The sequence below is a fragment of the Serratia sp. TSO36 genome, assembly GCF_057808395.1.
This window is the reverse complement of the sequence record NZ_JBJZOU010000011.1, coordinates 23184-49578: the sequence shown is the minus strand read 5'-3', so window position 1 is coordinate 49578 and position 26395 is coordinate 23184. Positions and strand designations below refer to the sequence as shown.

Here is a 26395-nt window from a genome sequence, read left to right as displayed (position 1 = left end):
AAACACTATTATTTAACAGTACGTTAACCCAGCCCGTAACAAACGGGCGCCGGCGACGCAGACGCATATCTGATGAAAAAAACCAGACAGCAACAGTTAACCCGTTGGCTTAAAACCCAGAGTTCGTTAGCGCAGCGTTGGCTGCGCCTTTCCATGCTGTTGGGGCTGTTCAGCGGCCTGCTGATCGTGGCGCAGGCGTGGCTGTTGGCCAGCCTGCTGCACGCCCTGATCATCGAGCATACCCCGCGCGAACAGCTGATCCCTTCTTTTATCTGGCTGGCCGCCGCGTTCGCGCTGCGGGCGCTGTTGAGCTGGCTGCGGGAACGGGTCGGTTTCCGGTGTGGCCAGGTGATCCGCCAGCGCATGCGCCAACAGGTGCTGGATAAGCTGCAGCAGCTCGGGCCGGCCTGGATCCAGGGCAAACCGGCGGGCAGTTGGGCCAGCATCATCGTCGAGCAGATCGAGGATATGCAGGACTATTACTCGCGCTATCTGCCGCAGATGTATCTGGCGGTCTTCATCCCGCTGCTGATCCTGATCGCCGTCTTCCCGATCAATTGGGCCGCAGGCATCATTCTGCTGGCGACCGCGCCGCTGATCCCGCTGTTCATGGCGCTGGTCGGCATGGGAGCCGCCGACGCCAATCGCCGCAACTTCGTGGCGCTGGCGCGATTGAGCGGCAACTTCCTCGACCGCCTGCGCGGCCTGGACACCCTGCGGCTGTTCGACCGCGCGCAGGCCGAAACCGCGCAGATCGCCAAATCTTCCGAAGACTTCCGCAGCCGCACCATGGAAGTGCTGCGTATGGCCTTCCTCTCTTCCGGCGTGCTTGAGTTTTTCGCTTCGATCTCCATCGCCGTGGTGGCGGTGTACTTCGGCTTTTCCTACCTCGGCGAACTCAACTTCGGCAGCTACGGCCTCGGGGTAACGCTGTTTTCCGGTTTTCTGGTGTTGATTCTGGCGCCGGAGTTTTTCCAACCGCTGCGCGATCTCGGCACCTTCTACCACGCCAAGGCGCAGGCGGTCGGCGCGGCGGAAGCGCTGGAAACCTTCCTCAGCGCCGAAGGCGAGCAGATGGGCAACGGCACGCGGCAACTGCCCGCCGATCAACCGCTGACGCTGCAGGCCAGCGCGTTGGAAATCCTGTCGCCGAACGGCGTGCTGCTGGCCGGGCCGCTGAGCTTCACCCTGCAACCGCAGCAGCGCGTGGCGCTGGTCGGGCTGAGCGGCGCCGGTAAGAGCTCGCTGCTGAATCTGTTGCTCGGCTTCCTGCCCTATCGCGGATCGCTGACCGTCAACGGCGTCGAGCTGCGTGAACTGTCCGCCGAAACCTGGCGCCAGCAGCTGAGCTGGGTCGGCCAGAACCCGCATCTGCCGGCGCAAACCCTGCGCGCCAATATCCTGCTGGGCTGCCCGCAGGCCGACGAAGCGCAGCTGCAGCAGGCGGTGGAACTCGCCTACGTCAGCGAACTGCTCCCTTATCTGCCACAGGGGCTCGACACCGAAGTGGGCGACAACGCCGCCCGCCTGTCGGTCGGCCAGGCGCAGCGCGTGGCGGTCGCCCGGGCGCTGATCGGCCCGCGCCGCCTGCTGCTGCTGGATGAACCGGCCGCCAGCCTCGATGCCCACAGCGAGCAGCGGGTGATGCAGGCGTTGAATGCCGCTTCACATCAGCAAACCACCCTGCTGGTAACGCACCAGTTGGAAGACACCGAAGACTACGATCAGATTTGGGTGATGGATAACGGGCGCATCGTGCAACAGGGCGATTACGCCACCCTCAGCGCCCAACCGGGCCTGTTCGCCACTCTGATCGCCCATCGCCGCGGGGAGCTTTAATCATGCGCGTTTTGCTGCCGTTTTTGGCGTTGTACCGCCGCCATAGCCTGCTGATTAGCCTCGGCATCCTCTTGGCGATCGTCACTCTGCTGGCCAGCATCGGCCTGCTGGCGCTCTCCGGCTGGTTCCTGGCCGCCTCGTCGCTGGCCGGATTGGCGGGCCTGCTGACCTTTAACTACATGCTGCCGGCCGCCGGCGTGCGCGGCGCGGCAATCTTCCGCACCGCCGGGCGCTACGCCGAGCGCGTGGTCAGCCACGACGCCACCTTCCGTGTGCTGTCGCATCTGCGGGTGTTCACCTTCAGCAAGATCCTGCCGCTGACGCCGGGCGGCATCGCCCGTTTCCGCCAGGCCGAGCTGCTCAACCGCCTGGTGGCGGACGTGGACACGCTGGATCATCTTTATCTGCGGGTGATCTCGCCGCTGATCAGCGCAGCGGTGGTGATCCTGGTGGTCACCTACGGCCTGAGCTGGCTGGATCCTGCGCTCGCCCTGACGCTGGGCGGCATCCTGTTGCTGTTGTTGCTGCTGGTACCGCCGGTGTTTTATCGCGCCGGCAAGCCGATCGGCGGCCAGCTTACCGCGCTGCGCGGCCAATACCGCACCGACCTGACCGCCTGGCTGCAGGGGCAGGCGGAATTGGTGGTGTTCGGCGCCGTCAACGACTTCCGCCAGACGCTGAACGCCACCGAACAGCGGTGGCAACGCCGCCAGTGGCAGCAGGCCTCGCTGAGCGGCAAGGCGCAGGCGCTGATGATCCTCGCCAGCGGGCTGACGGTGACGCTGCTGCTGTGGCTGACCGCCGCCGGCATCGGCGGCGATACCCAGCCCGGCGCGCTGATCGCGCTGTTTGTCTTCGCCGCGCTGGCGTCGTTCGAAGCGCTGATGCCGGTCGCCGGCGCCTTCCAGCACCTCGGCCAGGTCATTGCCTCCGCCACGCGGGTCAAGCAGATCATCGATCGTCAGCCGGAGGTCACCTTCCCGGCCGCCGGCCCGGCCGCCGCCGATCGGGCTCAGCTTAGCCTGCAACAGCTGAGCTTCACCTACCCCGACCAACCGCAGCCGGTGCTGCGCGACGTCACGCTCGAGGTCGCGGCCGGCGAACACATCGCTTTGCTCGGCCGCACCGGCTGCGGCAAGTCCACCCTGCTGCAGCTGCTGACCCGCGCCTGGCGCACCGACGGCGGAAAAATTCTGCTCAACGGCGAACCGCTGGAGGATTATGATGAAGCCACGCTGCGTCGGATGACCACGGTCGTCAGCCAGCGGGTGCATATCTTCAGCGATACGCTGCGGGAAAACCTGCGGCTGGCCGCGCCGGATGCCGACGACGCTCGCCTGAGCGAGGTGCTGCGGCAGGTGGGGCTGGATAAATTGCTGGACAGCGACGGCGGGCTGAACGCCTGGCTGGGCGAAGGCGGCCGGCAGCTGTCCGGCGGCGAACAGCGCCGCCTGGGCATCGCCCGCGCGCTGCTGCACCCGGCCCCGCTGCTGCTGCTCGACGAACCGACCGAAGGGCTGGACGCCGAAACCGAGCAGCAGATCCTGGCGCTGCTGCGCCGGCACTGTCAGGGTAAGACGCTGATCCTGGTGACGCACCGTCTGTACGGCCTGGAGCATCTCGACCGCATTTGCGTAATGGACGACGGCCGGATTGTCGAACAGGGCGATCACACCACCCTGATGCGCCGGCAGGGCCGCTATGCCCGCTTTCGCAACCGTATTCAGCAACCTGGCGCCGTAATCGGCCCGTAGAGGACGCAGAGCCCCCGTATGCGCATCGTGAAGCTTTCCCCACAGTCGCTGGCGTTCCCCTCGCCTGAAAGCGCCCTGCGCGATCCTAACGGCCTGCTGGCTATCGGCGGCGACCTGACGGCGCCGCGGCTGCTGGCGGCCTACGAGCGCGGCATCTTCCCCTGGTATTCGCCGGGGGAAGCCATCCTGTGGTGGTCACCCGATCCGCGTGCGGTGCTGTTCCCGACAGAGTTTCATCTCAACCGCAGCCTGAAACGCTTTTTGCGCCACGATCCGTTTCGCATCACGCTCAATCACGACTTCGCCGCGGTGATCGCCGCCTGCGCCCACCGGCCGGATGAAGGCACCTGGATCGGCCCGGAGGTGCAGCGCGCCTATCAGCATCTGCACCGCCTCGGCTACGCGCACTCGGTGGAGGTATGGCAGGATAATCAACTGGTCGGCGGCATGTATGGCGTGGCGCAGGGCGCGTTGTTCTGCGGCGAATCGATGTTCAGCCGCGTCACCAACGCCTCAAAATGCGCATTGATGGCCTTTTGCCGCCATTTTGCCGCTTATGGCGGGGAATTGATTGACTGCCAGGTGCTGAACGCTCACACTGCCCGCCTTGGCGCGCGTGAAATTCCGCGCCGTCAATTTTTGCAGCAGCTCAGCACCCTTCAACGGCGGCCTTTGGCGCCGGCGTGCTGGGAGCCGCAAGTCATATCCCCACAGCCGGCTGAACCGCCCTCTCCAGTAAACTAATTGGTGGAAACGGTGCAATGTTCACCGACACATCTTTACATAATGGGGGTTTTTCGGCATTATCTTGCCGGTTAAAAACTAAGGTAGTTAGACCTAGAGGATTCGATGGCCAAAGAAGACAATATTGAAATGCAGGGCACCGTTCTTGATACGCTGCCGAACACCATGTTCCGCGTTGAATTGGAAAACGGGCACGTGGTAACCGCACACATCTCCGGTAAAATGCGTAAAAACTATATCCGCATCCTGACGGGCGACAAAGTCACTGTAGAGCTGACCCCGTACGACCTGAGCAAAGGCCGCATTGTCTTCCGTAGCCGTTAATCGGCTCACCGCGCGCCACACGTTGGCGGCATCGAGGATGTAATCCCTCGGGAGCCCTTTCCGTTTACCCCCGCAGCGACGTTACACAACGGGTTGCAGGTGCGCAGGTAAACTGAGAGGGCTCACTCGTTTCTGTTGTACGGTGAATCTCACCCATAAAAAAAGCGATGCCGAAGCATCGCTTTTTCTTTGCCTGAAGGCGGCCTTAGTGCACCGCGCCCTCGTCCGCCTTGCGCTTGGCGGCGCTGAGGAAGTGGTAGGTCAGCTGTTTCTTGTCCTTGTCCAGCTCGACCTTCACGGAGCCGCCGTCCACCAGCGAGCCGAACAGCAGTTCGTTGGCCAACGGTTTCTTCAGGTTTTCCTGCATGACGCGCGCCATCGGACGAGCGCCCATCGCGCGGTCGTAGCCCTTCACCGACAGCCAGTCGCGCGCTTCGTCGCTCACTTCCAGCGAGACGCCCTTCGCATCCAGCTGCGCCTGCAGTTCGACGATGAACTTGTCGACCACCTGCTGGATCACCTCGGTAGACAGATGGTTGAACCAGATGATGTTGTCCAGACGGTTGCGGAATTCCGGCGTAAACACCTTCTTGATCTCTTCCATCGCGTCGGTGCTGTTGTCCTGCTGCACCAGGCCGATCGACTTGCGTTCGGTTTCCCGCACACCGGCGTTGGTGGTCATCACCAGGATCACATTGCGGAAGTCCGCCTTGCGGCCGTTGTTGTCGGTCAGCGTGCCGTTGTCCATCACCTGCAGCAGCAGGTTGAACACGTCCGGGTGCGCCTTCTCGATCTCATCGAGCAGCACCACCGCATGCGGATGCTTGATCACCGCATCGGTCAGCAGCCCGCCCTGATCGTAACCGACGTAGCCCGGAGGCGCGCCGATCAGACGGCTGACGGTATGCCGCTCCATGTACTCGGACATGTCGAAACGCAGCAGCTCGATATCCATCGCCTTGGCCAACTGTACGGTGACCTCGGTTTTCCCGACCCCGGTCGGCCCGGCGAACAGGAAGGAACCGACCGGCTTGCGCTCGTGGCCCAGACCGGCGCGGCTCATCTTGATCGCTTCCGTCAACGCTTCGATCGCCTGATCCTGGCCGAATACCAGCATCTTCAAGCGATCGCCCAGGTTTCTCAGCACGTCGCGATCGCTGGCCGACACGGTTTTCTCCGGGATACGAGCGATGCGCGCCACCACGGATTCGATATCGGCCACGTTGACGGTTTTCTTGCGCTTGCTGGCCGGCATCAACCGGCTGCGGGCGCCCGCCTCGTCGATCACGTCGATCGCCTTGTCCGGCAGATGACGATCGTTGATGTATTTCACCGACAGCTCCACCGCGGCGCGGATCGCCTTGGCGGTATAACGCACGTCGTGGTGCGCTTCATACTTGGTCTTCAGGCCGTTGATGATCTGAACGGTCTCTTCCGCCGTCGGTTCGGTGATGTCGATCTTCTGGAAACGGCGCGCCAGGGCACGATCCTTTTCGAAGATGTTGCTGAACTCCTGGTAGGTGGTCGAGCCAATCACCCGGATCTTGCCGCTCGACAGCAGCGGTTTGATCAGGTTGGCGGCATCCACCTGCCCACCGGAAGCCGCACCGGCGCCGATGATGGTGTGAATTTCATCGATGAACAGAATGCTGTTCTGATCCTGCTCCAGCTGCTTGAGCAGCGCCTTGAAGCGCTTCTCGAAGTCGCCGCGGTATTTGGTGCCGGCCAGCAGTGAACCGATATCCAGCGAATACAGCGTGCAGTCCGCCATCACTTCCGGCACGTCGCCCTGCACGATACGCCAGGCCAGGCCCTCGGCGATGGCGGTCTTGCCGACGCCGGATTCGCCGACCAGCAGCGGGTTGTTTTTACGACGGCGGCACAGCACCTGAATCGCGCGCTCCAGCTCACGATCGCGGCCGATCAACGGATCGATGCCGCCCACACGGGCCAACTGATTGAGGTTGGTGGTGAAGTTTTCCATACGGTCTTCCCCTCCGGACTGCTCTTCGTTCACCGGGTTTTCCGCATTCGGCGCTTGGCCCGGCTCGTCTTTACGCGTGCCATGTGAAATGAAGTTCACCACGTCGAGACGGCTGACGTCGTGTTTGCGCAGCAGATAAGCCGCCTGCGACTCCTGCTCGCTGAAGATGGCCACCAACACGTTGGCGCCGGACACTTCGCTGCGGCCGGAAGATTGCACATGGAAGACCGCGCGCTGCAGCACGCGCTGGAAGCTGAGCGTCGGCTGAGTGTCGCGCTCTTCTTCGCCGGCGGGCAGCGTCGGTGTGGTTTGTTCGATGAAGGCTTCCAGCTCCTGGCGCAACGCGGCCAGATCCACCGTACATGCCTCAAGCGCTTCTCGCGCGGCAGGGTTGCTCAGCAACGCCAGCAACAGGTGCTCCACGGTCATAAACTCGTGTCTGTGCTCACGCGCTCTGGCGAAAGCCATGTTGAGACTGAGTTCCAGTTCTTGATTGAGCATAAGCACCTCCCCAATAGATTGCCTTATTCAGGCTTTTTCCAGCGTACAAAGCAACGGATGCTCGTTCTCCCTTGCGTACCGGTTCACATGGACGACTTTGGTTTCCGCCACCTCGGCGGTAAAAACACCACAGATCGCCTTGCCTTGATAGTGGACCGTGAGCATCAGTTGCGTTGCGCGTTCAATATCATAAGAAAAGAACTTTTGCAGAACGTCAATCACAAATTCCATCGGTGTGTAATCGTCGTTGTTAAGTATAACTTTATACATAGACGGCGGTTTTACCGCATCGATTTGTTTTTCTTCGGCCAAGTGTTCAAAGTTTAGCCAGTCGTTGTTATTGCCCATTGCTGCTCATCTTCTCTGCTCTGCCCTCAGATATGGGGACAGGTTTCGGTTATTCAAAGTGGGGATAGTTACTATTTTATCATCTTCGGCATCGTCCCGCCGTACTGTAACGTGCGCAAAAAAACGGGCCAATTGTGACTGAATCGTGGCAATAGCGTTACCTGCTTCAAACTTTGGTGAACTGCTCCCCGCCGACAAAAGCCGATCCCTTGACGCCCCGATCATTTGCTCTAGAGTGTAAATTCGTGGCTGGTGGTCTTTTAACCACCCCTTGTCCACCCTGCTACCCGCCCACGGCGGGTGCGAAATCAGTTATTCATCTCACTTAAAATAGCGTTGCGAGGGATGTAAAAGCATGGAGACGGGTACTGTTAAATGGTTTAACAACGCCAAAGGTTTTGGCTTCATCTGCCCAGCCGGCGGCGGCGAAGATATTTTCGCGCATTATTCCACCATCAAGATGGATGGTTACAGAACGTTGAAGGCGGGCCAGCAGGTCAGCTTCGACGTGCATCAAGGGCCAAAAGGGAACCATGCCAGCCTTATTGTGCCGGTGGAAAGCGAGGCGCTGTCCTAAACGCTTCCGGCAGCGTCGCGCTGCATTGACCGTACTGCGATAAAAATGCCAGCCGCCGTGTGACTGGCATTTTTTATGCCTGTTACCTACTCGCGCGCCAGCGCATCGATCGGATTCAGCCGCGCGGCATTGCGCGCCGGCAGGTAGCCGAACACCACGCCGATGCCGGTGGAACAGAGGAACGCGCTCAGCAACGCCGCCGGCGGGAAGCTGATCTGCCAGCCCGGCAATACCAGCTGCACCGCCAGGCCGATGGCGAACGACAGCGTAATCCCCAGCGCGCCCCCCACCAGGCAGACCAACACCGCCTCGATCAGGAACTGCTGCAACACGTCACCGGAACGGGCGCCCACCGCCATGCGGATGCCGATCTCGCGCGTGCGTTCGGTCACCGACACCAGCATGATGTTCATCACGCCGATGCCGCCGACCACCAGCGAAATCACCGCCACCAGCGTCAGGAACAGCTGCAGCGTGCGGGTGGTTTTCTCGGCGGTTTGCACCAGGCTGTCCATGTTATAGGTGAAGAAGTCCTTCTTGCCGTGGCGCAGCGTCAACAGGCGCGACAGCTGCTGTTCCGCTTCCTTGCTGTCGTAGCCGTCGCGGATGCGCACGGTGATCGAGTCGAAATAATTGTTGCCCATCAGCCGGTTGGCCATGGTGCTGTAAGGCACCCACACGTTCAGCGTCTTGCTGCTGCCGAACATCGACTGCTTCTCCCTGGCCACGCCGACCACCGTCGCCGGCATGTTGCCCACCAGGATCACCTCGCCGACCACGTTCTTCTGGTGCGGGAACAGCCGCCGCTGGGTATTGGCGTCGATCACCACCGTCTGCGCCTGCGACTGCACCTGCATCGAGTCGATGCCGACGCCCTGGGTAAAGCTCATGCCGTACACGCGGAAGAACTGTTCGCTGACGCCGTTGACGTTGGCCGCCGCATCGACGTTGCCCAAGCGCAGCCGCATGCTGCTGCTGATGCTCGGCGACAGCGCGCTGATGTACGGCTGTTCGCGCAGCGCATCGAGATCGCCGTATTTCAACGATTGCCGGTAGGTCGGATCGTCATCGCCGAAGTCCTTGCCGGGATAGATATCGACGGTGTTGGTGCCGATAGATTTAATGTCCGCCAGCACCATCTGCTTGGCGGCGTCGCCGATCACCAGGATCGACACCACCGAGGCGATGCCGATAATGATGCCGAGCATGGTCAGCGCGGTGCGCATCTTGTTGGCCGCCATCGCGCGCCAGGCCATCACCAGCGCCTCGCGGAAACGGCCGCCCATCTGCCGCCAGGAAGGTGCCGCGGTGGCCAGCGCCAGCGGCTTGGCCTGCGCATTCTCCTGCGGTGCCGGGCGCGAATCGGCGATGATCTCGCCATCGCGGATCTCGATGATCCGCTCCGCCTGGCGCGCCACCGCCGGATCGTGGGTCACCAGGATCACCGTGTGGCCCTGGGCGCACAGCTGTTTGAGGATCGCCATCACCTCTTCGCCGGAGTGGCTGTCGAGCGCGCCGGTCGGTTCATCCGCCAGGATCACCTGCCCGCCGTTCATCAGCGCGCGGGCGATGCTGACGCGCTGCTGCTGGCCGCCGGAAAGCTGGCTCGGCCGGTAGTTGACGCGCTCCCCCAGCCCCAGACGCCGCAACAACGCCACCGCCCGTTCGCGCCGCGCCGCTTTGCCCAGCCCCGCGTACACCGCCGGCACTTCGACGTTGTGCGCCGCGCTCAGGTGCGGCAGCAGATGATAGCGCTGAAAGATAAAGCCGAAATGCTCGCGCCGCAGCTGCGCCAGCGCATCGTCGCTCAGCGTCGCCACATCCTGCCCGGCCACCCGATACACGCCGGCGCTCGGTTTGTCCAGACAGCCGAGAATGTTCATCAGCGTCGATTTGCCGGAGCCGGAGGCCCCCATGATCGCCACCATTTCACCGGCGTCGATGCTCAGGCTGATCCCCTTCAGCACCTCCACCGTCTGCTCGCCGGAACGGTAGCTGCGGCGGATGCCGCTCAGTTGCAACAGCGCCGCCATCAGCCGGCCTCCACGCCGCCGCGGCTGACGATCACCTCATCGCCCGCCTCGAGGCCGCTGAGGATCTGTACGTCGATATTGTTACGCAGGCCGATAGCCACCTCGCGCTTCTCTTCCTTGCCCTGCTTCAGCACCGAGACGTGGTAGCGATTGTCGGCGATCTGATCGCCCAGCGCCGCCAGCGGGATCACCAGCGCCTGCTCGACGCCTGCCAGCTGGATATGCACCTGCGCCGTCATTTGCAAGCGCAGCAGCCTTTCCGGGTTGGGCACTTCGAAACGCGCATAATAGAAGATGGCGTTGTTGACCTTTTCCGGCGTCGGCTGAATGTCTTTCAGCACGCCGTCGAAGCGCCGGGTCGGATCGCCCAGCACCGTGAACCAGGCCTTCTGTCCCGGCTTGAGGTTGATGACGTCGGCCTCCGACACCTGCGCCTTCACCAGCATGGTGCCGAGATCCGCCAGCGTCAGAATGTTCGGCGCCTGCTGCGCCGCGATCACCGTCTGGCCCTGCAGCGTGGTGATCTGCACCACGTCGCCATCCATCGGCGCCTCGATGCGGGTATAGGCCAGGTTGATCTTGGCGGTATCCAGGCTGGCCTGGTTCCGCGCGATCTGCGCATTGATGGTGCCCACCTGCGCCTTCTTCACCGCCAGCTGCGTCGCCGCCTGATCCAGATCCTGGCGCGACACCGCCTGCAGCTTGGCCAGCGCCTGGTTGCGCTGCAGCGTGACCGCCGCCAGCTGCTGTTCGGCCTGCGCCTGCAGCAGTTGCGCATGCAGTTCACGCAGCGTCGCCTCGCCTTCGCGGATGCTGTTCTGCGCCTGTTGCGGATCGATAACGCCCAGCAACTGGCCTTTCTTCACCTTGTCGCCGATCTCGACATACAGCTTTTCCAACTGCCCGCTGACCTGCGCGCCGACGTCAACCTTGCGCACCGCGTCCAGTTGGCCGGTCGCCAACACGTTCTGCTGCAGATCGCGTTTGGTGGCTTTCACCGTTTTGAAATCGGTTGGCGCCGGATGGCGAAAGTGCCAAACGGCCGCCGCGGCAAGCGCCGCAATGACCGCCAGAACGAGTATCCAGCGGCGTTTATGTCCTGTAAACCCTGTCAAAATTGACCTGCCTGTGCTTGTGAATATCAACCGCCCATTGCGGCGGCGGAGCTAAATTAGCACGCACCGTAGGGAATAACTAAACCTTAGCTCAACACAATGTGGAGACACGCCTGGTTACAGTTCAGCATTGAACTCCCGTTTAGTGAAGCCTTGATGAAATAGCGCCATTCAATACAGCCAAGGATTTCATCATGTCACAGCTCAGCTACCCACTCGCCTCCGCCCGGCCGCTTAACGGCTGGCAACTGATGACGGCGCTGATCAATGGCGAAAAGGCGCCAAGCAACGCCTGGAAAAAACCCTCGTTTCGCCTGAAGTTTCTCGGCCGTTCGCTGCTCAACTGGCGCACTACCAGCGGCCTGCTCAGCACCCTGGCCAGCAACCCGCTGCTGGAGGAGATCCTGAGCGCGCAGCCGAACCTGCCGTGCAAACTGCATCGCCCCTACCTGGCGGCCAACATGAGCAAGATCGAATGCCTGTTCGCCCTGCGCGATCATTATGATCTTATCGCACAGCGCATGCCGCTGAAGATGCGCCTCGGCCACCTCGGCCCGCAGCCTTTCGTGCTGGCCCGCGCGATGGGCAAAAACGAAGCGCCGATCGCGCTGGAACTGGCGGCGATCGACAAGCTGAATAAGGAAGGGGAAGCCACGCTGCTGCTGCGCAACGCCAACGGCGTGATGCTGGCGGAGATCACCTTTGCGCTGATGCATTATCAGCAGCAGCCGACGCTGTTCATCGGCGGCCTGCAGGGCGCAAACCATGAGGTGCCGCACGCCGAGATCCAGCACACCACCAAAGAGTGCCACGGCCTGTTCCCCAAACGGCTGGTGCTGGAAGGCATCTGCACGCTGGCGCGGCACCTCGGCATCCGCCAGATCGTGGCGGTCGGCAACGCCACCCATATCTATCAAAACTGGCGTTACCAGAGTAAGAAGAAGGACCAACTGCACGCCGATTACGATCAGTTCTGGCTGTCGATGGGCGCCAAACCGCTCGACAGCGGCTATTTCCTGCTGCCCGCGCGCATCGCCCGCAAACCTCTCGAAGAGATTGCCAGCAAGAAGCGCGCCGAGTATCGCCGCCGCTATCAGCTGCTGGACGAGCTGGAACAGGGATTGGCGGCGCATTTCTGCGCCCGATAACGCCCGGTGGGCCGTCGTCAGTCCGCCCGGCCGCGCGCCAGCCAGATCACCCGTGAGAACATTTTCTTCAGCAGCGGCGGCACCGAGTCCGTGCCCCATTCGCCGGCCTGCATCGCGACCTCGATCGCCAGATCCGGCTTCGACGAGTGGTGGACCGCTTTCAGGATCACCTTACGCACCGGCATTTGCGCGTTGATCGGCACCGACGCCATCCGGTGATAGACCGGGCCGAACCCTTCGCGGAACATGAAGTGTTCCATATCCGGCGCCGGCAGCGCGGTCAGCCGATCGCGTTCGTTGTCTTCATGATTGTCCAGCAGGCTGCGCACGGTATTGGCGTACTTTTTGCCCGCCTCATCGCCGTCCACCAGCGCATGCCACTCGATGCCCATGCGGCGGGCGAAGCGCAGCAGCGGCTTCAGGCCGCACTGGGCGAACTCGATGACCCGCACCCCTTCCGCCTCGAAATGGTAGCCGCACTGCCGCGCCAGCTCGTTCAGCAGCCACACTTCGGTCTCGCCCTCCACCAGCAGCCAGCAGCGGGCGAACAGCGACGACGGCCGGTTGAAACGGATGTGAAACGCGATGCGCCGCCCGTCTTCGGCGCTCAGCCCGCGCGGCCCGAGACGGTAGGTCGCGACCCGCCCCGACTCGCGCACCAGCCGGCAGACGTGCTCCACCGGCACCAGCGACACCAGTTCGCTGGAGTTGGTGGTGGTGATGCGCTGCAGCGGCAACTGATTGAGCAGCCCCCAGGCCACCGACAGCATAATCGGGTGCAGGCGAGTTTCCGGGTCTTCCACCAGCAGCAGCGGCCGTGCATGCGCATCCAGCTTAACGTCGCCCTTGGCCTGCAGCAGGGTGGAAAACATCCCCAGCAGGATCAGGCGCATGCTGCGGCTGTTCGGCTCGGCCACCATGCGGTTGATGCCGTCCAGCGCACGCCAGGCATCCTGCTCCGGTTCGCCGCCGCGGCGGCGCGGCCGCGTCACCTGCGAACTTTGCTCAGCGAAGTAGTGCTCCAGCAGTTGCTGCATGGCCGCCAGCCCCTGACGCAGTTCGCCGTTGGTCAGCTTCTGCGGATTGCGCACCAGCTCGCGCGTCAGTTGATCCAACTGCTGCGCCAGCGCCTGGGTATCGGGTTTGCGTTCATCGCCGAGGCTGCTGGGGCGCAGGCGACGAATAAAGCGCGCGTCGCGCAGGCGCAATACCGGATGAATGCGGATGATGGCGTGGGCCAGCTGTTCGATATGGTGCAGTTGAAAGGCGTTGCCGTCGGCGTCGAGAAAACCGCGCCAGGTGCACACCGTGCCGTCGTCGGCCAGCTCGCCTTCGCAGCGGTAATGAATGCGGCTCAGACCATCTTCGCCCTTGACCCAAAGCGGCGTCAGGTGGCGATAGCGCGGCAGGTGCGCATGGCCGATGTCTTTTTCGCAGAAGGTGAACACCACCTGCAGGTGGCGCTCTTTGGCCGCCTCTTCTCCGGGCGGGAAATGGAAGTCGTGCGCCTCAAACCGATACAGCTTCTGCTCCGGCGCCAGCAGCAGCGTCAGCGCATCCAGCAGGCTGGATTTACCCCAGGCGTTTTCGCCGAGCAACAGCGTGTTGTCGTCCAGCATCAGGGACAGCCGGTTAATGCCGCGAAAACCTACAATTTCGATACGCTCCAAGAACATCCGCCGCCTCCCGTGCGCGCCGTCGCCTCGTCAATGAGGCAACCTTCACAGAGCATGGTCAAAAAACCCCTTGCAGGTCAAGCGGCCAACGTCAAATCTGCCGCTTTACTCCGGCCGGGCTTTTGGTTAGCGTGTGCTCCTCGCCGCCGTTCGGCGCGCTTCAAAACTCAAGGACACAAGCAGCACCATGTACTCAGGACTGTTGATTATTCTGTTACCGCTAATTGTCGGTTACCTCATTCCCTTACGCCATCGCCCGCTGCTGGTGCTGATCAACCGACTGCTGAGCGGGATGGTGTACGTGATCCTGTTTTTCATGGGTATCAGCCTGGCGTTCATGGAAGATCTCAGCAGCAACCTGGTGCTGATCTTCCAGTACAGCGCGGTGTTCTTCTTCTGCATTCTCTGCGCCAATCTGCTGTTGCTGGCGCTGCTGGAGCGGCGCATGCCGTGGCGCAGCAGCCATAAACAGGAAAAGCTGCCTTCGCGCGTGCACATGGCGCTGGAGTCGCTCAAGCTGTGCGGCGTGGTGCTCGGCGGCTTCCTGCTCGGCCTGACGCAGTGGCAATGGCTGCAGTTCGCCCATAAAGGCAGCGAATATGCGCTGATCTTCCTGCTGTTGCTGGTCGGTATTCAGCTGCGCAACAGCGGCATGACGCTGCGCCAGATCGTGCTCAACCGCCGCGGCACGCTGGTGGCGTTGGTGGTGACCGTCGCGTCGCTGGCCGGCGGTGCGCTGGCGGCGCAGCTGCTGGGGCTGCCGGTCAAGGCCGGGTTGGCGATGGCCTCCGGCTTCGGCTGGTATTCGCTGTCGGGCATTCTGATCACCGACGCCTACGGCCCGGTGATGGGCAGCGCCGCGTTCTTCAACGATCTGGCGCGCGAGCTGGTGGCAATCATGCTGATCCCGACGCTGGTGCGCCGCAGCCGCTCCACCGCTCTCGGCCTGTGCGGCGCCACCTCGATGGACTTCACCCTGCCGGTGCTGCAGCGCAGCGGCGGGCTGGACATGGTGCCCCCCGCCATCGTGCACGGCTTCCTGCTGAGCCTGCTGGCGCCGGTGCTGATCGCCCTGTTCTCCTGATCCTCTCCCCTGGGGGCCCGCCGGCCCCCAAAGCGTAATAATTCCCATCCGCACGGCAAAATTGCGCTAAATCAAACTTGCCCGCAGTAGTCGCACAAAAGCCTTTTGCAACCCGGATCGCCGATCTATGCTTTTAAACAAGCATTACAAATGCAACTTTAAAAATAAAAGGAAGCGACTATGTTCTGTGTGCAATGTGAACAAACCATCCGTACTCCGGCAGGCAACGGCTGCGCGTATGCTCAGGGCATGTGCGGCAAGACGGCGGAAACCTCCGATCTGCAGGATCTGCTGGTGGCGGCGCTGCAGGGGCTCTCCGCCTGGGCGCTGCAGGCGCGTTCGCTGGGCATCGTCGACCACGAGATCGACAGCTTCGCCCCGCGCGCCTTCTTCTCCACCCTGACCAACGTCAACTTCGACTCCCAGCGCATCATCGGCTACGCGCGGGAAACCCTGCTGCTGCGCGATTCGCTGGCCGCCCGTTGCCGGCTGCTGGACGCCGGCGTATGCGTCGATCACCCGATGGCGGCGCTGCAGCTGGCCGGTGACGATATGCCTGCGCTGCTGCAACAGGCGGCGCAGTTTGCCCTCAACGGCGACAAGGCAGAGGTCGGCGACGACGTCCACGGTTTGCGCATGCTGTGCCTGTACGGCCTGAAAGGCGCCGCGGCCTATATGGAACACGCGCACGTGCTCGGCCAGTTCGACGAGCAGCTCTATGCCGACTACCACGCCTTTATGGCCTGGCTCGGCACCCGACCGCGCGACGTCGACACCCTGCTGAACAACGCCATGGGCATCGGCAAGATGAACTTCAACGTGATGGCGATCCTCGATCGCGGCGAAACCCAGGCCTACGGCGATCCACAGCCCAGCGCGGTCAACGTGCGCCCGGTGGCCGGGAAAGCCATTCTGATCTCCGGCCACGATCTGAAAGATCTGCGCATGCTGCTCGAACAAACCGAAGGGCAAAACGTCAACGTCTACACCCACGGTGAAATGCTGCCGGCGCACGGCTATCCGGAACTGAAAAAATTCAAGCATCTGGTGGGCAACTACGGCAGCGGCTGGCAGAACCAGCAGACGGAGTTCGCCAAATTCCCTGGCCCGATCGTGATGACCTCCAACTGCATCATCGATCCGAACGTCGGCAACTACGGCGATCGCATCTGGACCCGCAGCATCGTCGGCTGGCCGGGCGTCAACCATCTGGAGGGCGACGACTTCGGCGCCGTGATCCGCCAGGCGCAGGGCATGAACGGCTTCCCTTACACCGAGATCGAGCACCTGATCACCGTCGGCTTCGGCCGCCAGACGCTGCTGAACGCCGCCGACACGGTGATCGATCTGGTGTCGCAGAAAAAACTGCGCCACGTCTTCCTGGTCGGCGGCTGCGACGGCAGCCGCGACGAGCGCAGCTACTTCACCGACTTCGCCCGCAGCGTGCCGCAAGACTGCCTGATCATGACGCTGGCCTGCGGCAAGTACCGTTTCAACAAGCTGGACTTCGGCACGCTGGAAGGGCTGCCGCGCCTGCTGGACGTCGGCCAGTGCAACGACGCCTATTCCGCCATTATGCTGGCGGTCAAGCTGGCGGACACGCTCGGCTGCAGCGTCAACGAACTGCCGCTCAGCCTGGTGCTGTCGTGGTTTGAACAGAAGGCTATCGTCATTTTGTTGACGCTGCTGTCGCTGGGAGTGAAAAACATCGTCACCGGCCCGACCGCGCCGGGCTTCCTGACCGACAACCTGATGGCGATCCTCAACGAGAAATTCGGCCTGCGCCCGATCACCACCGTCGAGCAGGATATCAACGCGCTGCTCGCCTGATGCCATTACGTTATGGGGCCGCCTGCGCCGGCCCCTTTGCTTTTTGAGGTGCCCCGATGACTCAACCCACTCCACTTTGCCCGAACCGCATGCAGGTACATTCCATCCAGCGCGAAACCGCCGACGTCTGGACACTGAACCTGATATGCGACGTTTTCTACCCTTATCAGGCGGGCCAGTTTGCGCTGGTCAGCATCCGCAACAGCGAGGAGACGCTGCGCGCCTATACGCTCTCCTCCTCGCCCGGCCAGAGCCGCTTTCTCAGCATCAGCGTGCGCTGCCTGCCGGACGGCGTCGGATCGCGTTGGCTGACGCAAGAGGTCAACCCCGGCAACACGCTGTGGCTGTCCGACGCGCAGGGCGAGTTCAGCTGCGAGCGCCACCCGGCCGATCGTTATCTGATGCTGGCCGCCGGCTGCGGCGTGACGCCGATCGTCTCGATGTGCCGCTGGCTGACCGCCAACCGCCCGGCCTGCGATATCGCCGTGATCTTTAACGTGCGCACCCCCGCCGACACGATTTTCGCCGATCAATGGCGCGCGCTGTGCGCCGCCCATCCGCAGCTGCGCCTGACGCTGATGGCCGAGCGGGATCTGCAACCCGGCTACCTCAGCGGCCGCATCGATGAGCAGACGCTGCGGCAGGCGGCGCCGGATATCGCCGAACGCACGGTGATGACCTGCGGCCCTGCGCCCTACATGGAACAGGTGGAGCAGCTGTGCAGCCGGCTCGGCGTGCCGGCCGAGCGTTTCCATAAAGAGCAGTTCCACATGCCGGCGGCGCAGGCCGATGCCACCGAAGGGCTGACGCTGCGCGCCGCCCGCCCGCTGCGCGAATTCCGCGTGCCGGTCGGCAGCACGCTGCTGGCGGCGATGGAGGCCAATGCCCTGCCGGTCAACGCCGCCTGCCGCGCCGGGGTGTGCGGCTCGTGCAAAACCCGCATCCTCGAGGGCGACTACATCACCACCAGCACCATGACGCTGAGCGCGGAAGAAATAGCGCAAGGCTACGTGCTGGCCTGCAGTTGCCAGCTGCGGGGCGACGTCACGCTGGCGTAATCCCCAGGCCCCATCGCCGCGATGGGGCATTTATCGGCAAGTTCCCCCCTCCCCGCCCGGTTACACTTTCCTCCGTCCTACGCTCTTTACCCTTCCTGACCGCATCTCGTCCACCGCCGGTAAGCTATGCTTGCAGTTGTTCTGCTGCCGCTCACCGGATCGAGTACACATCGTTTTTTAAACCATGTTTGGGGGAACCATGAAGCAAACCGTAGCCACACTGATCGCCAAAACGCTGGATCAAGCCGGCGTAAAACGCATTTGGGGCGTGACCGGCGATTCGCTCAACGGCCTGAGCGACAGCCTGCACCGCATGGGCACCATCGAATGGCTGGGCACCCGCCATGAAGAGGTGGCCGCCTTCGCCGCCGGCGCCGAAGCCCAGCTCACCGGCCAGCTGGCGGTGTGCGCCGGTTCCTGCGGCCCCGGCAACCTGCACCTGATCAACGGCCTGTTCGACTGCCACCGCAACCATGTGCCGGTGCTGGCGATCGCCGCACACATTCCTTCCAGCGAAATCGGCAGCGGCTACTTCCAGGAAACGCATCCGCAGGAGCTGTTTCGCGAATGCAGCCACTATTGCGAGCTGGTTTCCAACCCGGAACAGCTGCCGCGCGTGCTGGAGATCGCCATGCGCAAGGCGATCCTCAACCGCGGCGTCTCGGTGGTGGTCCTGCCGGGCGACGTGGCGCTGCGCATGGCGTCGGAAGACGCGTCCCTGACCTGGCATACCCCGGCGCTGCCGCTGGTGCAGCCGCCGATGAGCGAGCTGAACAAGCTGGCAGAGACGCTGAATCAGGCGAAAAACATCACCCTGATGTGCGGCAGCGGCTGCGCCGGCGCGCACGATGAGGTGGTCAAGCTGGCCGAGCTGCTGCAGGCGCCGGTGGTGCATGCGCTGCGCGGCAAAGAGCATATCGAATGGGATAACCCTTACAGCGTCGGCATGACCGGGCTGATCGGCTTCTCCTCCGGCTACCACGCGATGATGAACGCCGACACGCTGGTGCTGCTCGGCACCCAGTTCCCCTACCGCGCGTTCTACCCCACCAACGCCAACATCATTCAGATCGACATCAACCCCGGCAGCATCGGCGCACACTGCCCGGTCAACATGGCGCTGGTGGGCGATATCCACACCACCCTCACCGCCCTGCTGCCGCAGCTGGAGCCCAAGCGCGACCGGGCGTTCCTCGACAAGGCGCTGGAGCATTACCGCAACGCGCGCAAGGATCTCGACGGGCTGGCGACCGCCAACGACGACCAGCCGATCCACCCGCAGTATCTGGCGCAACAGCTCAGCCGGTACGCCAGCGACGACGCCATCTTCACCTGCGACGTCGGCACGCCGACGGTGTGGGCCGCCCGCTACGTGAAAATGAACGGCAAGCGCCGCCTGCTCGGTTCGTTCAACCACGGTTCGATGGCCAACGCCATGCCGCAGGCGATCGGCGCCCAGGCCACCGCGCCGGATAAACAGGTGATCGCCATGTGCGGCGACGGCGGCTTCACCATGCTGATGGGGGATTTCCTGTCGCTGGCGCAGCTCAAGCTGCCGGTGAAAATCGTGGTGTTCAACAACAGCGTGTTGGGGTTCGTGGCGATGGAGATGAAGGCAGGCGGCTATCTGACCGACGGCACCGACCTGCATAACCCGGACTTCGCGGCGATCGCCAACGCCGCCGGCATCAAGGGCATCCGCGTGGAAAAAGCCTCGGATCTGGACGGCGCGCTGCAGGAGATGTTGGCGCACCCCGGCCCGGCGCTGCTGGACGTGGTCACCGCCAAGCAAGAGCTGGCGATGCCGCCGCAGATCAAGTTCGAACAGGCGAAAGGTTTCAGCCTGTACATGCTGCGCGCCATCATCAACGGCCGCGGCGACGAAGTGGTCGAGCTGGCGAAAACCAACTGGCTGCGCTAAGCAAGCTGCCCCCCGGTGAAATAAGGGTATATGATGCCATGTACCCTTTTCCTCTCCCTTACATTCCAGGAACCCTATGCTTATCGATCTACGCAGCGACACCGTCACCCGCCCCAGCGCCGCCATGCGCCAGGCGATGGCTCAGGCAGAGGTCGGCGACGACGTCTACGGCGATGACCCGACGGTCAACGCGCTGGAGGCCGAGGCGGTGCGCCTGTCGGGCAAAGAGGCGGCGCTGTTTTTGCCCAGCGGCACCCAGGCCAACCTGGTGGCGCTGCTGAGCCACTGCCAGCGCGGCGACGAGTATCTGGTCGGCCAACAGGCGCACAACTATAAATACGAGGCCGGCGGCGCAGCGGTGCTGGGCAGCATCCAGCCGCAGCCGATCGAGGCCGACGCGGACGGCACGCTGCCGCTGGACAAGCTCGCCGCCGCCATCAAACCCGACGATATCCACTTCGCCCGCACCCGGCTGCTGAGCCTGGAAAACACCATCGGCGGCCGAGTCCTGCCGCAGGCCTACCTGCAGCAGGCGTGGCAGTTTACCCGCGAGCGGCAGCTGGCGCTGCATATCGACGGCGCGCGCATCTTCAACGCCGCCGTGGCGCTGAACCTGCCGCTGAAAGAGATCGTGCAATACTGCGATACCTTCACCATTTGCCTGTCGAAAGGGCTGGGCGCGCCGGTCGGATCGCTGCTGTGCGGCAGCGAGGCCTTCATTCAGCGCGCGCTGCGCTGGCGCAAGATGACCGGCGGCGGGCTGCGTCAGGCCGGCATCCTGGCGGCGGCCGGCCTCTACGCGCTGGAGCATAACGTCGCGCGGCTGCGCGAAGACCATGACAACGCGGTCTGGCTGGAGCAACAGCTGCGGCAGATCGGCGTGGAGGTCGTCGAACCCGGCGCACAGACCAACGTGCTGTACCTGCGCCAACCGCCGGCGCTGGCGGCCAAATTCGGCCCGTGGATGCGCGAACGCGACGTGCTGATCAGCAGCGGCCCGCTGACGCGCATTCTGACCCACCTCGACGTCAGCCGTCAGGATCTGCAGCGGGTGGTCGAGCTGTGGCGGGAGTTCCTCCAGCAGCACGCCTGATTTCCCCTCCCCGGCGCGCCGGGGAGCCCTTCACCGCCCGCCGATGGCCTCGACAAAGCGGCGGGTGATCTGCTGCGGGCGCGTAATGGCGCCGCCCACCACCACCGCATGCGCCCCCAGCGCCAGGCAGCGCGCGGCCATCGCCGGCGTTTCGACATTGCCCTCGGCGATGACCGGCACCGGCACCGCCGCCAGCACCGCACGCAGAAAGCCGAAATCGTCCTCCGCCAGTCGGGCGCCCCGGCTTTCGGCGGTATAGCCGTGCAGCGTGGTGCCCACGCAGTCGAACCCCAACCTGGCAGCCTCTTGCGCTTCTTCCACGGTGGCGATGTCCGCCATCAACAGCAGCCGGGGATACCTGGCGCGGATCGCGGCAACCAGCGCTGCCAGCTGCAGCTCCCCTGGCCGCCGGTGGCCGGTCGCGTCCAATGCAATCATCTGCGGCGCCGCAGTCATCAGCTCATCGATTTCACGCAGGGTCGGCGTGATATAGACCTCGCTACCGGCATAATCGCGCTTGATAATGCCGATCACCGGCAGCGCCACCGTGCGCAGGATGGCTTTAACGTCTTCGACGCCGTTGGCGCGGATCGCCGCCGCACCGCCTTGCTCGGCCGCCAGCGCCATGCGCGCCATGATAAAATCGCTGTGCAGCGGCTCGTCGTCCAGCGCCTGGCAAGACACCACCAGCCGGCCCTTAATCTGCTGCAAAATGGAAAGCGTCATAAATCCAACAACTCCTCGACTTCGTTTTTAATAATGGTCACGTGCGGGCCATAGATCACCTGAACGCCGTTGCCGCGAACGATCACCGCCCGCGCGCCGCTGGCCTTCAGCCCGCCCTCGTCCAGCAACCGGCTCTGTTTTACCGTCACGCGCAGCCGCGTGGCGCAACAATCCAGTTCGACGATATTCTCTTTGCCGCCCAGCGCCGCCAGCACCTGCTGCGAGCGTTCGGTGCCGGTCGTCACCGCTTGCGGCGCGGTTTCCACCTCGCGCCCCGGCGTTTTGAAATTGAAGCGCAGGATCAGGAAACGGAACGTGAAGTAGTACAGGAAGAACCAGGGCACCCCGACCAGCGGCACATACATCCAGTGGGTTTTCGCTTCGCCCTGCAGCACGCCGAACAGCATGAAATCGATAAAACCGCCGGAGAACGTCTGGCCAATGGTGATATGCAGAATGTGCGCGATCGCGAACGCCAGGCCGTCGAACAGCGCGTGCACCACGTACAGCGCCGGCGCAATGAACAGGAACGAGAATTCGATAGGTTCGGTGATGCCGGTCAGGAATGAGGTCAGCGCCGCCGACAGCAGCAGCCCGCCGACGCGTTTGCGGTTCTCCGGGCGCGCGCTTTGGTACATCGCCAGGCAGGCGCCGACCAGGCCGAACATCATGGTGATAAAGCGGCCGGACATGAAGCGCGCCGTGCCGATGTAGAACTGCTGCGTATTCGGGTCGGCCAACTGGGCGAAGAAAATGCGCTGCGTGCCTTCCACCAGCTGTCCGTTGATCACTTCGCTGCCGCCGAGCGCGGTGGTCCAAAATGGCAGGTAGAAGATGTGATGCAGGCCGAACGGCCCGAGCATGCGCAATACAAAGCCGTAGATAAAGGTGCCGAGATAGCCGCTGGCGTCCACCAGCCCGCCCATGCCGAAGATCAGCCGTTGGAAAGGCGGCCACATCACGGTCATCAGGGCGCCGACCGCCATCGCCGCCAGCGAACTGACGATCGGCACAAAGCGCGAGCCGCCGAAAAAGCCCAGGAACGGCGGCAGCGCTATCTTGTTGTAGCGGCCGTGCAGATACCAGGTCACCAGACCGATGACCACCCCGCCGAACACCCCGGTCTCCAGCGTCTGGATCCCGAGAATCGTTCCCTGCCCCACCGCGCCGGCGTTCTGCGCGGCCAGCGTGCCGTTGATTTTCAACAGCGCATTGATGGTGGCGTTCATCACCAGGTAGGCGATCAGCGAGGCCAGCCCCGCCGTGCCCTTGTCGCTTTTGGCCAACCCCACCGCCACGCCGACCGCGAACAGGACCGCCAGGTTGGCGAACACGATGGCGCCGGCGCTGGCCATCACCGTAAATACGCTTTGCAGCCAGCCGACGTCGAGCCAGGGATACGCCTCGACGGTATTGGGGTTGGACAGCGCACCGCCGATCCCCAGCAGCAGGCCGGCCGCCGGCAGCACGGCAATCGGCAGCATGAACGATTTGCCGAACAGCTGGGCTTTTTCGAACCAGCCGCCGGAGCGCGACAATTCTGGTGTTGACATAAATTTTTCCCCGTTATCATTTTTATGGTAAAAATTTTTACCACATTTAAATTAATTTAATGAAAATTTTATTCATAACGATGATCGGCTTCACAATCCGTCGATTTCGCTGGCGAGCGGCGGCGTCTTTCCGCCACAATAGAAACGGGAATACTCAGAAAGGTAACGTGATGAATACAGGCAACTTGTTATTGCGGCTGCGGCAGGATTTGGCGGGGTACAGCCCCACGTTGCAAAAGCTCGGCAACTATCTTCTTGCGCAGCCCTCCCGCGCCGTTTACCTGACCATCACCGAACTGGCGCGTGAAAGCGCCACCAGCGAAGCCAGCGTCACGCGGCTGTGCCGCCATCTGGGCTGCAAAGGCTATACCGAATTTAAAATGGCGCTGGCCCTCAGCCTGCAGCAAAGCCAGCCGGAGGCGGCGACGCGGCAAAGCGCGGCGGAAAATTTGGTGGAAGAGAGCGTTCAGGCGCTGCGGGATACCGGCGCGCTGTTGGATCCGCAGGCGCTGCAACAGGCGGCGGACAGCCTGCAGCGTTGCGCTTCGGTGCAGATTTACGGCGTCGCCGCCAGCGCCATCATCGGCGATTTCCTGCACTACAAGCTGTTGCGCCTCGGCAAACCGGCGCAGCTGTTCAGCGACATGCACCGGGCGGCGATGAACGCCGCCTCGCTGAGTGAGCGGGATCTGCTGATCGTCATCTCCAGCTCCGGCTCCACCAAGGACGTGCTGCATGCGGTGGCATTGGCCAAAGGGCGCGGCGCACGCGTGATCGCCGTCAGCAACACCCAACGCAGCCCGCTGGCCAAGCTGGCGGATACGCTGCTGGTGGCGGCCAAACCGGAAGGGCCGCTGACCGCCGGCGCCCTGCCGGCCAAGGTCGGCGCCATGCTGCTGGTGGAGTTGATGATCGCCGAACTGGCTCGGCGCGATCCCGCCTACGCTCAGGCGATGCAGGCCACCGCCAGCGCCACCCTGCCGCTGCTGCTGTAATCAGAAGATCCAGCGGCCATAAACCCAGTACCACAGCCCCAGCACCGCCACCAGGTTGAGCGCCACGCTGAGGATGAACCAGGTTTTAAACGGCTGCTTCTGGGTTTTGTGGCGAAACAGCTGCTGTGCCGCCAGTGCGCCCAACCACCCGCCCAGCGCGCCGAACAGCAACAGCGTCGCCTCCGGCACTCGCCGCCACCCCTTGCGCGCCGCCAGCTTATCGCCGCCGTAGATCAGAAACGTCAGCAGGTTGGCCAGCAACAACCACATCCACACCGGATGCAGCGAGAACAGGCTGGCGACCAGCGCCAGGCCCAGCAGGGCGTAACAAATCACATTGAGCTTCATGGCATCCGGTTTTTCGTTCGATAAAGGGCGCGTAGTGTGAACCTGCGCCATGATGGATGCAACCGGCTTATACCCATACAAAAAGTGCATTTAAACCCTGAATTTGGCATCCTGTCGTTCTGCCAATCCTCTACCGCACAAGGCGGCCCGATGACACCCCAACGCGTACTGGTTCTTGGAGCCAGCGGCTATATAGGCCAGAACCTGATCCCGCACCTGATCGAACAGGGGCACCAGATTACCGCCGCCGCGCGGCGCATCGAGTGGCTGCAGGAGCGGAACTGGCCGCAGGTCAACTGCCTGTATGCCGATCTGTACCGCCCGGAGACCCTGAGCGCGGCGCTGTGGGAGACAGATACGCTTTACTATCTGGTGCACGCGATGGGCGACGGCGACGATTTTATCGAGAAGGAGCGCCAGGCGGCGGAAAACCTGCGCGACGCGCTGCACAATGCCGGCGTCAAACAGGTGATCTTTCTCGGCGCGCTGCAGCCGAACGACGACAGTTCGCCCCACCTGGCGGCCCGCCGCCTGACCGGCGAAATTTTGCGCCAGAGCGGCGTGCCGGTGACCGAACTGCGCGCCGGCATCATCGTCGGCCCCGGCTCGGCGGCGTTCGAAGTGATGCGCGACATGGTCTATAACCTGCCGGTGCTGACGCCGCCGCGCTGGGTGCGCTCGAAGTCGTCGCCGGTGGCGCTGGAGAACCTGCTGGTTTATCTGGCCGATCTGCTGGCGCACCCGGCGCAGGAGCACCGCATCTTCGACGTTGCCGGGCCGGAGTACCTCAGCTATCAGGACATGTTCAAACGCTTTATCGCCATCAGCGGCAAACGGCGCTGGCTGATCCCGATCCCCTTGCCGACGCGGCTGATTTCGGTGTGGTTCATCAGCCTGATCACCTCGGTGCCGACGCCGATCGCCCGCGCGCTGATCCAGGGGCTGAAGCACGATCTGCCCGCCGACGGCCGGCCGCTGCAGGCGCTGATCCCGCAGCGGCTGCACACCTTCGATCAGGCGGTCGCCACCACGCTGCAGCGCGAACAGGAGGTGGTCGATTCCGCCGACTGGGGCTACGATCCGGCGGCGCGGGCCCGCTGGCGCCCCGGCTACGGTTACTATCCGAAACAGGCCGGCTGTTCGCTGGACACCGCCGCCACCCGCGAGGCCCTATGGCAAACGGTGCAGCAGCTGGGGGGCGAAGAAGGCTATTTCTACGCCAATATTCTGTGGCGGATCCGCGCCCGCATGGACGACATGATCGGCAACGGCGTGGTCTATGGCCGCCCGAGGCGCGCGGCCCTGGCGCTGGGCGACGAGATCGACGGCTGGAAAGTCATCACGCTGAAACCACTGCGGCAACTGGCGCTGCTGTTCGGCATGAAGGCGCCGGGGCTGGGGCGGCTGAGCTTCACCATTACCGATCACGGCGATCGCCGCACGCTGGACGTGCGCGCCTGGTGGCATCCGGCAGGCTTCAGCGGGCTGCTGTATTGGTTCGCCATGATGCCCGCGCATCTGTTCATTTTCCGCGGCATGGCGAAGCGCATCGCCGAACTTGCCGAGGGCCTGGACCGCCAACGGCGCTGAACGCCGTTCATTTGTCGATCAACCGCACAGTTTGCCGCTGTGCTTCGGGGCTTTCCGATTGCATAGCGCACGAAATCACGGAAGAATGGCATCTTATTTGCTGGGAGCGCCGCAAGCGCCCGCCGGTATTCCGATTTTGGGTGAGAATAGAGTC

Annotated in this window: 21 protein-coding genes; 13 read left to right on the top strand and 8 right to left on the bottom strand. The window is 63.2% G+C overall.

The annotated features are described in order from the left end of the window. Positions 1-72 precede the first annotated feature (72 nt). The 4 genes from cydD to infA all read left to right on the top strand — a co-directional run bounded on the left by cydD (position 73) and on the right by infA (position 4661). Positions 73-1839: a heme ABC transporter permease/ATP-binding protein CydD gene (cydD, locus tag ACK3CV_RS08980; RefSeq protein ID WP_033637841.1), complete on the top strand. Its 1767-nt coding sequence runs from the start codon at positions 73-75 to the stop codon at positions 1837-1839. Positions 1840-1841: 2 nt separating this feature from the next. Further along, a complete protein-coding gene (gene cydC, locus ACK3CV_RS08975; protein WP_164037162.1) occupies positions 1842-3593 on the top strand; it encodes a heme ABC transporter ATP-binding protein/permease CydC in 1752 nt (583 codons plus the stop codon). Between the two features lie 18 nt (positions 3594-3611). Continuing rightward, positions 3612-4337, top strand: a complete 726-nt coding sequence (aat, locus tag ACK3CV_RS08970; RefSeq protein WP_033637838.1) for a leucyl/phenylalanyl-tRNA--protein transferase — start codon at positions 3612-3614, stop codon at positions 4335-4337. Positions 4338-4442: 105 nt separating this feature from the next. Continuing rightward, entirely contained in the window at positions 4443-4661 is a 219-nt protein-coding gene (gene infA / locus ACK3CV_RS08965) for a translation initiation factor IF-1 (RefSeq protein WP_002211347.1), read from the top strand. A 205-nt stretch (positions 4662-4866) separates the two neighbouring features. Here infA and clpA read toward each other — a convergent pair whose 3' ends face one another. Together clpA and clpS are read right to left on the bottom strand one after the other, a co-directional pair. Next, the gene (clpA, locus tag ACK3CV_RS08960) at positions 4867-7146 is read right to left on the bottom strand and encodes an ATP-dependent Clp protease ATP-binding subunit ClpA (protein WP_025302261.1); all 2280 of its coding nucleotides are present in this window, start codon (positions 7144-7146) and stop codon (positions 4867-4869) included. Positions 7147-7173: 27 nt separating this feature from the next. Then, a complete protein-coding gene (gene clpS / locus ACK3CV_RS08955) occupies positions 7174-7494 on the bottom strand; it encodes an ATP-dependent Clp protease adapter ClpS (protein WP_004928347.1) in 321 nt (106 codons plus the stop codon). 355 nt (positions 7495-7849) lie between these two features. On the opposite strand from clpS, the gene cspD reads away from it, so the two are divergent. Next, complete coding sequence (gene cspD / locus ACK3CV_RS08950) at positions 7850-8071, top strand: cold shock-like protein CspD (protein ID WP_004928349.1); 222 nt, start codon at positions 7850-7852, stop codon at positions 8069-8071. 86 nt (positions 8072-8157) lie between these two features. Here the strand turns inward: cspD and macB are convergent, their stop codons facing one another. Together macB and macA are read right to left on the bottom strand one after the other, a co-directional pair. Further along, positions 8158-10104, bottom strand: coding sequence for a macrolide ABC transporter ATP-binding protein/permease MacB (gene macB, locus ACK3CV_RS08945; RefSeq protein WP_164037165.1), 1947 nt, complete (start codon positions 10102-10104; stop codon positions 8158-8160). After that, the gene (gene macA, locus ACK3CV_RS08940) at positions 10104-11219 is read right to left on the bottom strand and encodes a macrolide transporter subunit MacA (protein WP_086579313.1); all 1116 of its coding nucleotides are present in this window, start codon (positions 11217-11219) and stop codon (positions 10104-10106) included. The genes macB and macA overlap by 1 nt, the downstream gene beginning before the upstream one ends. Positions 11220-11413: 194 nt before the next feature. Between macA and ACK3CV_RS08935 the strand changes: the two genes are divergently transcribed. Next, positions 11414-12367, top strand: coding sequence for a VirK/YbjX family protein (locus tag ACK3CV_RS08935; protein WP_164037168.1), 954 nt, complete (start codon positions 11414-11416; stop codon positions 12365-12367). Between the two features lie 17 nt (positions 12368-12384). Here the strand turns inward: ACK3CV_RS08935 and ACK3CV_RS08930 are convergent, their stop codons facing one another. Then, positions 12385-14043, bottom strand: coding sequence for an ATP-dependent endonuclease (locus ACK3CV_RS08930; RefSeq protein WP_033637834.1), 1659 nt, complete (start codon positions 14041-14043; stop codon positions 12385-12387). Between the two features lie 187 nt (positions 14044-14230). On the opposite strand from ACK3CV_RS08930, the gene ACK3CV_RS08925 reads away from it, so the two are divergent. From ACK3CV_RS08925 to ltaE, 5 genes are all read left to right on the top strand, one after another. Further along, positions 14231-15127 (top strand): LysO family transporter, encoded by an 897-nt coding sequence (locus tag ACK3CV_RS08925; protein WP_164037171.1) that lies wholly within the window; start codon positions 14231-14233, stop codon positions 15125-15127. Positions 15128-15307: 180 nt separating this feature from the next. Next, the gene (gene hcp, locus ACK3CV_RS08920) at positions 15308-16957 is read left to right on the top strand and encodes a hydroxylamine reductase (protein WP_164037174.1); all 1650 of its coding nucleotides are present in this window, start codon (positions 15308-15310) and stop codon (positions 16955-16957) included. A gap of 56 nt (positions 16958-17013) precedes the next feature. Then, positions 17014-18015 carry an NADH oxidoreductase gene (gene hcr / locus ACK3CV_RS08915; protein WP_489009828.1) on the top strand — a complete coding sequence of 334 codons (1002 nt, stop codon included), beginning with the start codon at positions 17014-17016 and terminating at the stop codon, positions 18013-18015. A gap of 199 nt (positions 18016-18214) precedes the next feature. Continuing rightward, the gene (gene poxB, locus ACK3CV_RS08910) at positions 18215-19936 is read left to right on the top strand and encodes a ubiquinone-dependent pyruvate dehydrogenase (RefSeq protein WP_164140787.1); all 1722 of its coding nucleotides are present in this window, start codon (positions 18215-18217) and stop codon (positions 19934-19936) included. A gap of 76 nt (positions 19937-20012) precedes the next feature. Further along, positions 20013-21029, top strand: a complete 1017-nt coding sequence (gene ltaE / locus ACK3CV_RS08905) for a low-specificity L-threonine aldolase (RefSeq protein WP_033646651.1) — start codon at positions 20013-20015, stop codon at positions 21027-21029. Positions 21030-21059: 30 nt separating this feature from the next. Here ltaE and ACK3CV_RS08900 read toward each other — a convergent pair whose 3' ends face one another. Then, entirely contained in the window at positions 21060-21755 is a 696-nt protein-coding gene (locus tag ACK3CV_RS08900) for an N-acetylmannosamine-6-phosphate 2-epimerase (RefSeq protein ID WP_164140785.1), read from the bottom strand. Next, complete coding sequence (locus ACK3CV_RS08895) at positions 21752-23308, bottom strand: PTS transporter subunit EIIC (RefSeq protein ID WP_164140782.1); 1557 nt, start codon at positions 23306-23308, stop codon at positions 21752-21754. The genes ACK3CV_RS08900 and ACK3CV_RS08895 overlap by 4 nt, the downstream gene beginning before the upstream one ends. Before the next feature lie 167 nt (positions 23309-23475). Here ACK3CV_RS08895 and ACK3CV_RS08890 point away from each other — a divergent pair, with 167 nt between their 5' ends. Beyond that, positions 23476-24303, top strand: a complete 828-nt coding sequence (locus ACK3CV_RS08890; protein ID WP_049234280.1) for a MurR/RpiR family transcriptional regulator — start codon at positions 23476-23478, stop codon at positions 24301-24303. Here the strand turns inward: ACK3CV_RS08890 and ACK3CV_RS08885 are convergent, their stop codons facing one another. Beyond that, positions 24304-24651 carry a DUF1294 domain-containing protein gene (locus tag ACK3CV_RS08885; RefSeq protein ID WP_033654657.1) on the bottom strand — a complete coding sequence of 116 codons (348 nt, stop codon included), beginning with the start codon at positions 24649-24651 and terminating at the stop codon, positions 24304-24306. 150 nt (positions 24652-24801) lie between these two features. Between ACK3CV_RS08885 and ACK3CV_RS08880 the strand changes: the two genes are divergently transcribed. After that, positions 24802-26241, top strand: a complete 1440-nt coding sequence (locus ACK3CV_RS08880) for a DUF2867 domain-containing protein (RefSeq protein ID WP_489009827.1) — start codon at positions 24802-24804, stop codon at positions 26239-26241. Positions 26242-26395 lie beyond the last annotated feature (154 nt).

Excerpts from the sequence above, each read along its gene's own strand:
- cydD (WP_033637841.1), top strand. The coding sequence starts at position 73 with ATGAAAAAAACCAGACAGCAACAGTTAACCCGTTGGCTTAAAACCCAG.
- cydC (WP_164037162.1), top strand. The coding sequence starts at position 1,842 with ATGCGCGTTTTGCTGCCGTTTTTGGCGTTGTACCGCCGCCATAGCCTG.
- aat (WP_033637838.1), top strand. The coding sequence starts at position 3,612 with ATGCGCATCGTGAAGCTTTCCCCACAGTCGCTGGCGTTCCCCTCGCCT.
- infA (WP_002211347.1), top strand. The coding sequence starts at position 4,443 with ATGGCCAAAGAAGACAATATTGAAATGCAGGGCACCGTTCTTGATACG.
- clpA (WP_025302261.1), bottom strand. The coding sequence starts at position 7,146 with ATGCTCAATCAAGAACTGGAACTCAGTCTCAACATGGCTTTCGCCAGA.
- clpS (WP_004928347.1), bottom strand. The coding sequence starts at position 7,494 with ATGGGCAATAACAACGACTGGCTAAACTTTGAACACTTGGCCGAAGAA.
- cspD (WP_004928349.1), top strand. The coding sequence starts at position 7,850 with ATGGAGACGGGTACTGTTAAATGGTTTAACAACGCCAAAGGTTTTGGC.
- macB (WP_164037165.1), bottom strand. The coding sequence starts at position 10,104 with ATGGCGGCGCTGTTGCAACTGAGCGGCATCCGCCGCAGCTACCGTTCC.
- ACK3CV_RS08935 (WP_164037168.1), top strand. The coding sequence starts at position 11,414 with ATGTCACAGCTCAGCTACCCACTCGCCTCCGCCCGGCCGCTTAACGGC.
- ACK3CV_RS08930 (WP_033637834.1), bottom strand. The coding sequence starts at position 14,043 with ATGTTCTTGGAGCGTATCGAAATTGTAGGTTTTCGCGGCATTAACCGG.
- ACK3CV_RS08925 (WP_164037171.1), top strand. The coding sequence starts at position 14,231 with ATGTACTCAGGACTGTTGATTATTCTGTTACCGCTAATTGTCGGTTAC.
- hcp (WP_164037174.1), top strand. The coding sequence starts at position 15,308 with ATGTTCTGTGTGCAATGTGAACAAACCATCCGTACTCCGGCAGGCAAC.
- hcr (WP_489009828.1), top strand. The coding sequence starts at position 17,014 with ATGACTCAACCCACTCCACTTTGCCCGAACCGCATGCAGGTACATTCC.
- poxB (WP_164140787.1), top strand. The coding sequence starts at position 18,215 with ATGAAGCAAACCGTAGCCACACTGATCGCCAAAACGCTGGATCAAGCC.
- ltaE (WP_033646651.1), top strand. The coding sequence starts at position 20,013 with ATGCTTATCGATCTACGCAGCGACACCGTCACCCGCCCCAGCGCCGCC.
- ACK3CV_RS08900 (WP_164140785.1), bottom strand. The coding sequence starts at position 21,755 with ATGACGCTTTCCATTTTGCAGCAGATTAAGGGCCGGCTGGTGGTGTCT.
- ACK3CV_RS08895 (WP_164140782.1), bottom strand. The coding sequence starts at position 23,308 with ATGTCAACACCAGAATTGTCGCGCTCCGGCGGCTGGTTCGAAAAAGCC.
- ACK3CV_RS08885 (WP_033654657.1), bottom strand. The coding sequence starts at position 24,651 with ATGAAGCTCAATGTGATTTGTTACGCCCTGCTGGGCCTGGCGCTGGTC.
- ACK3CV_RS08880 (WP_489009827.1), top strand. The coding sequence starts at position 24,802 with ATGACACCCCAACGCGTACTGGTTCTTGGAGCCAGCGGCTATATAGGC.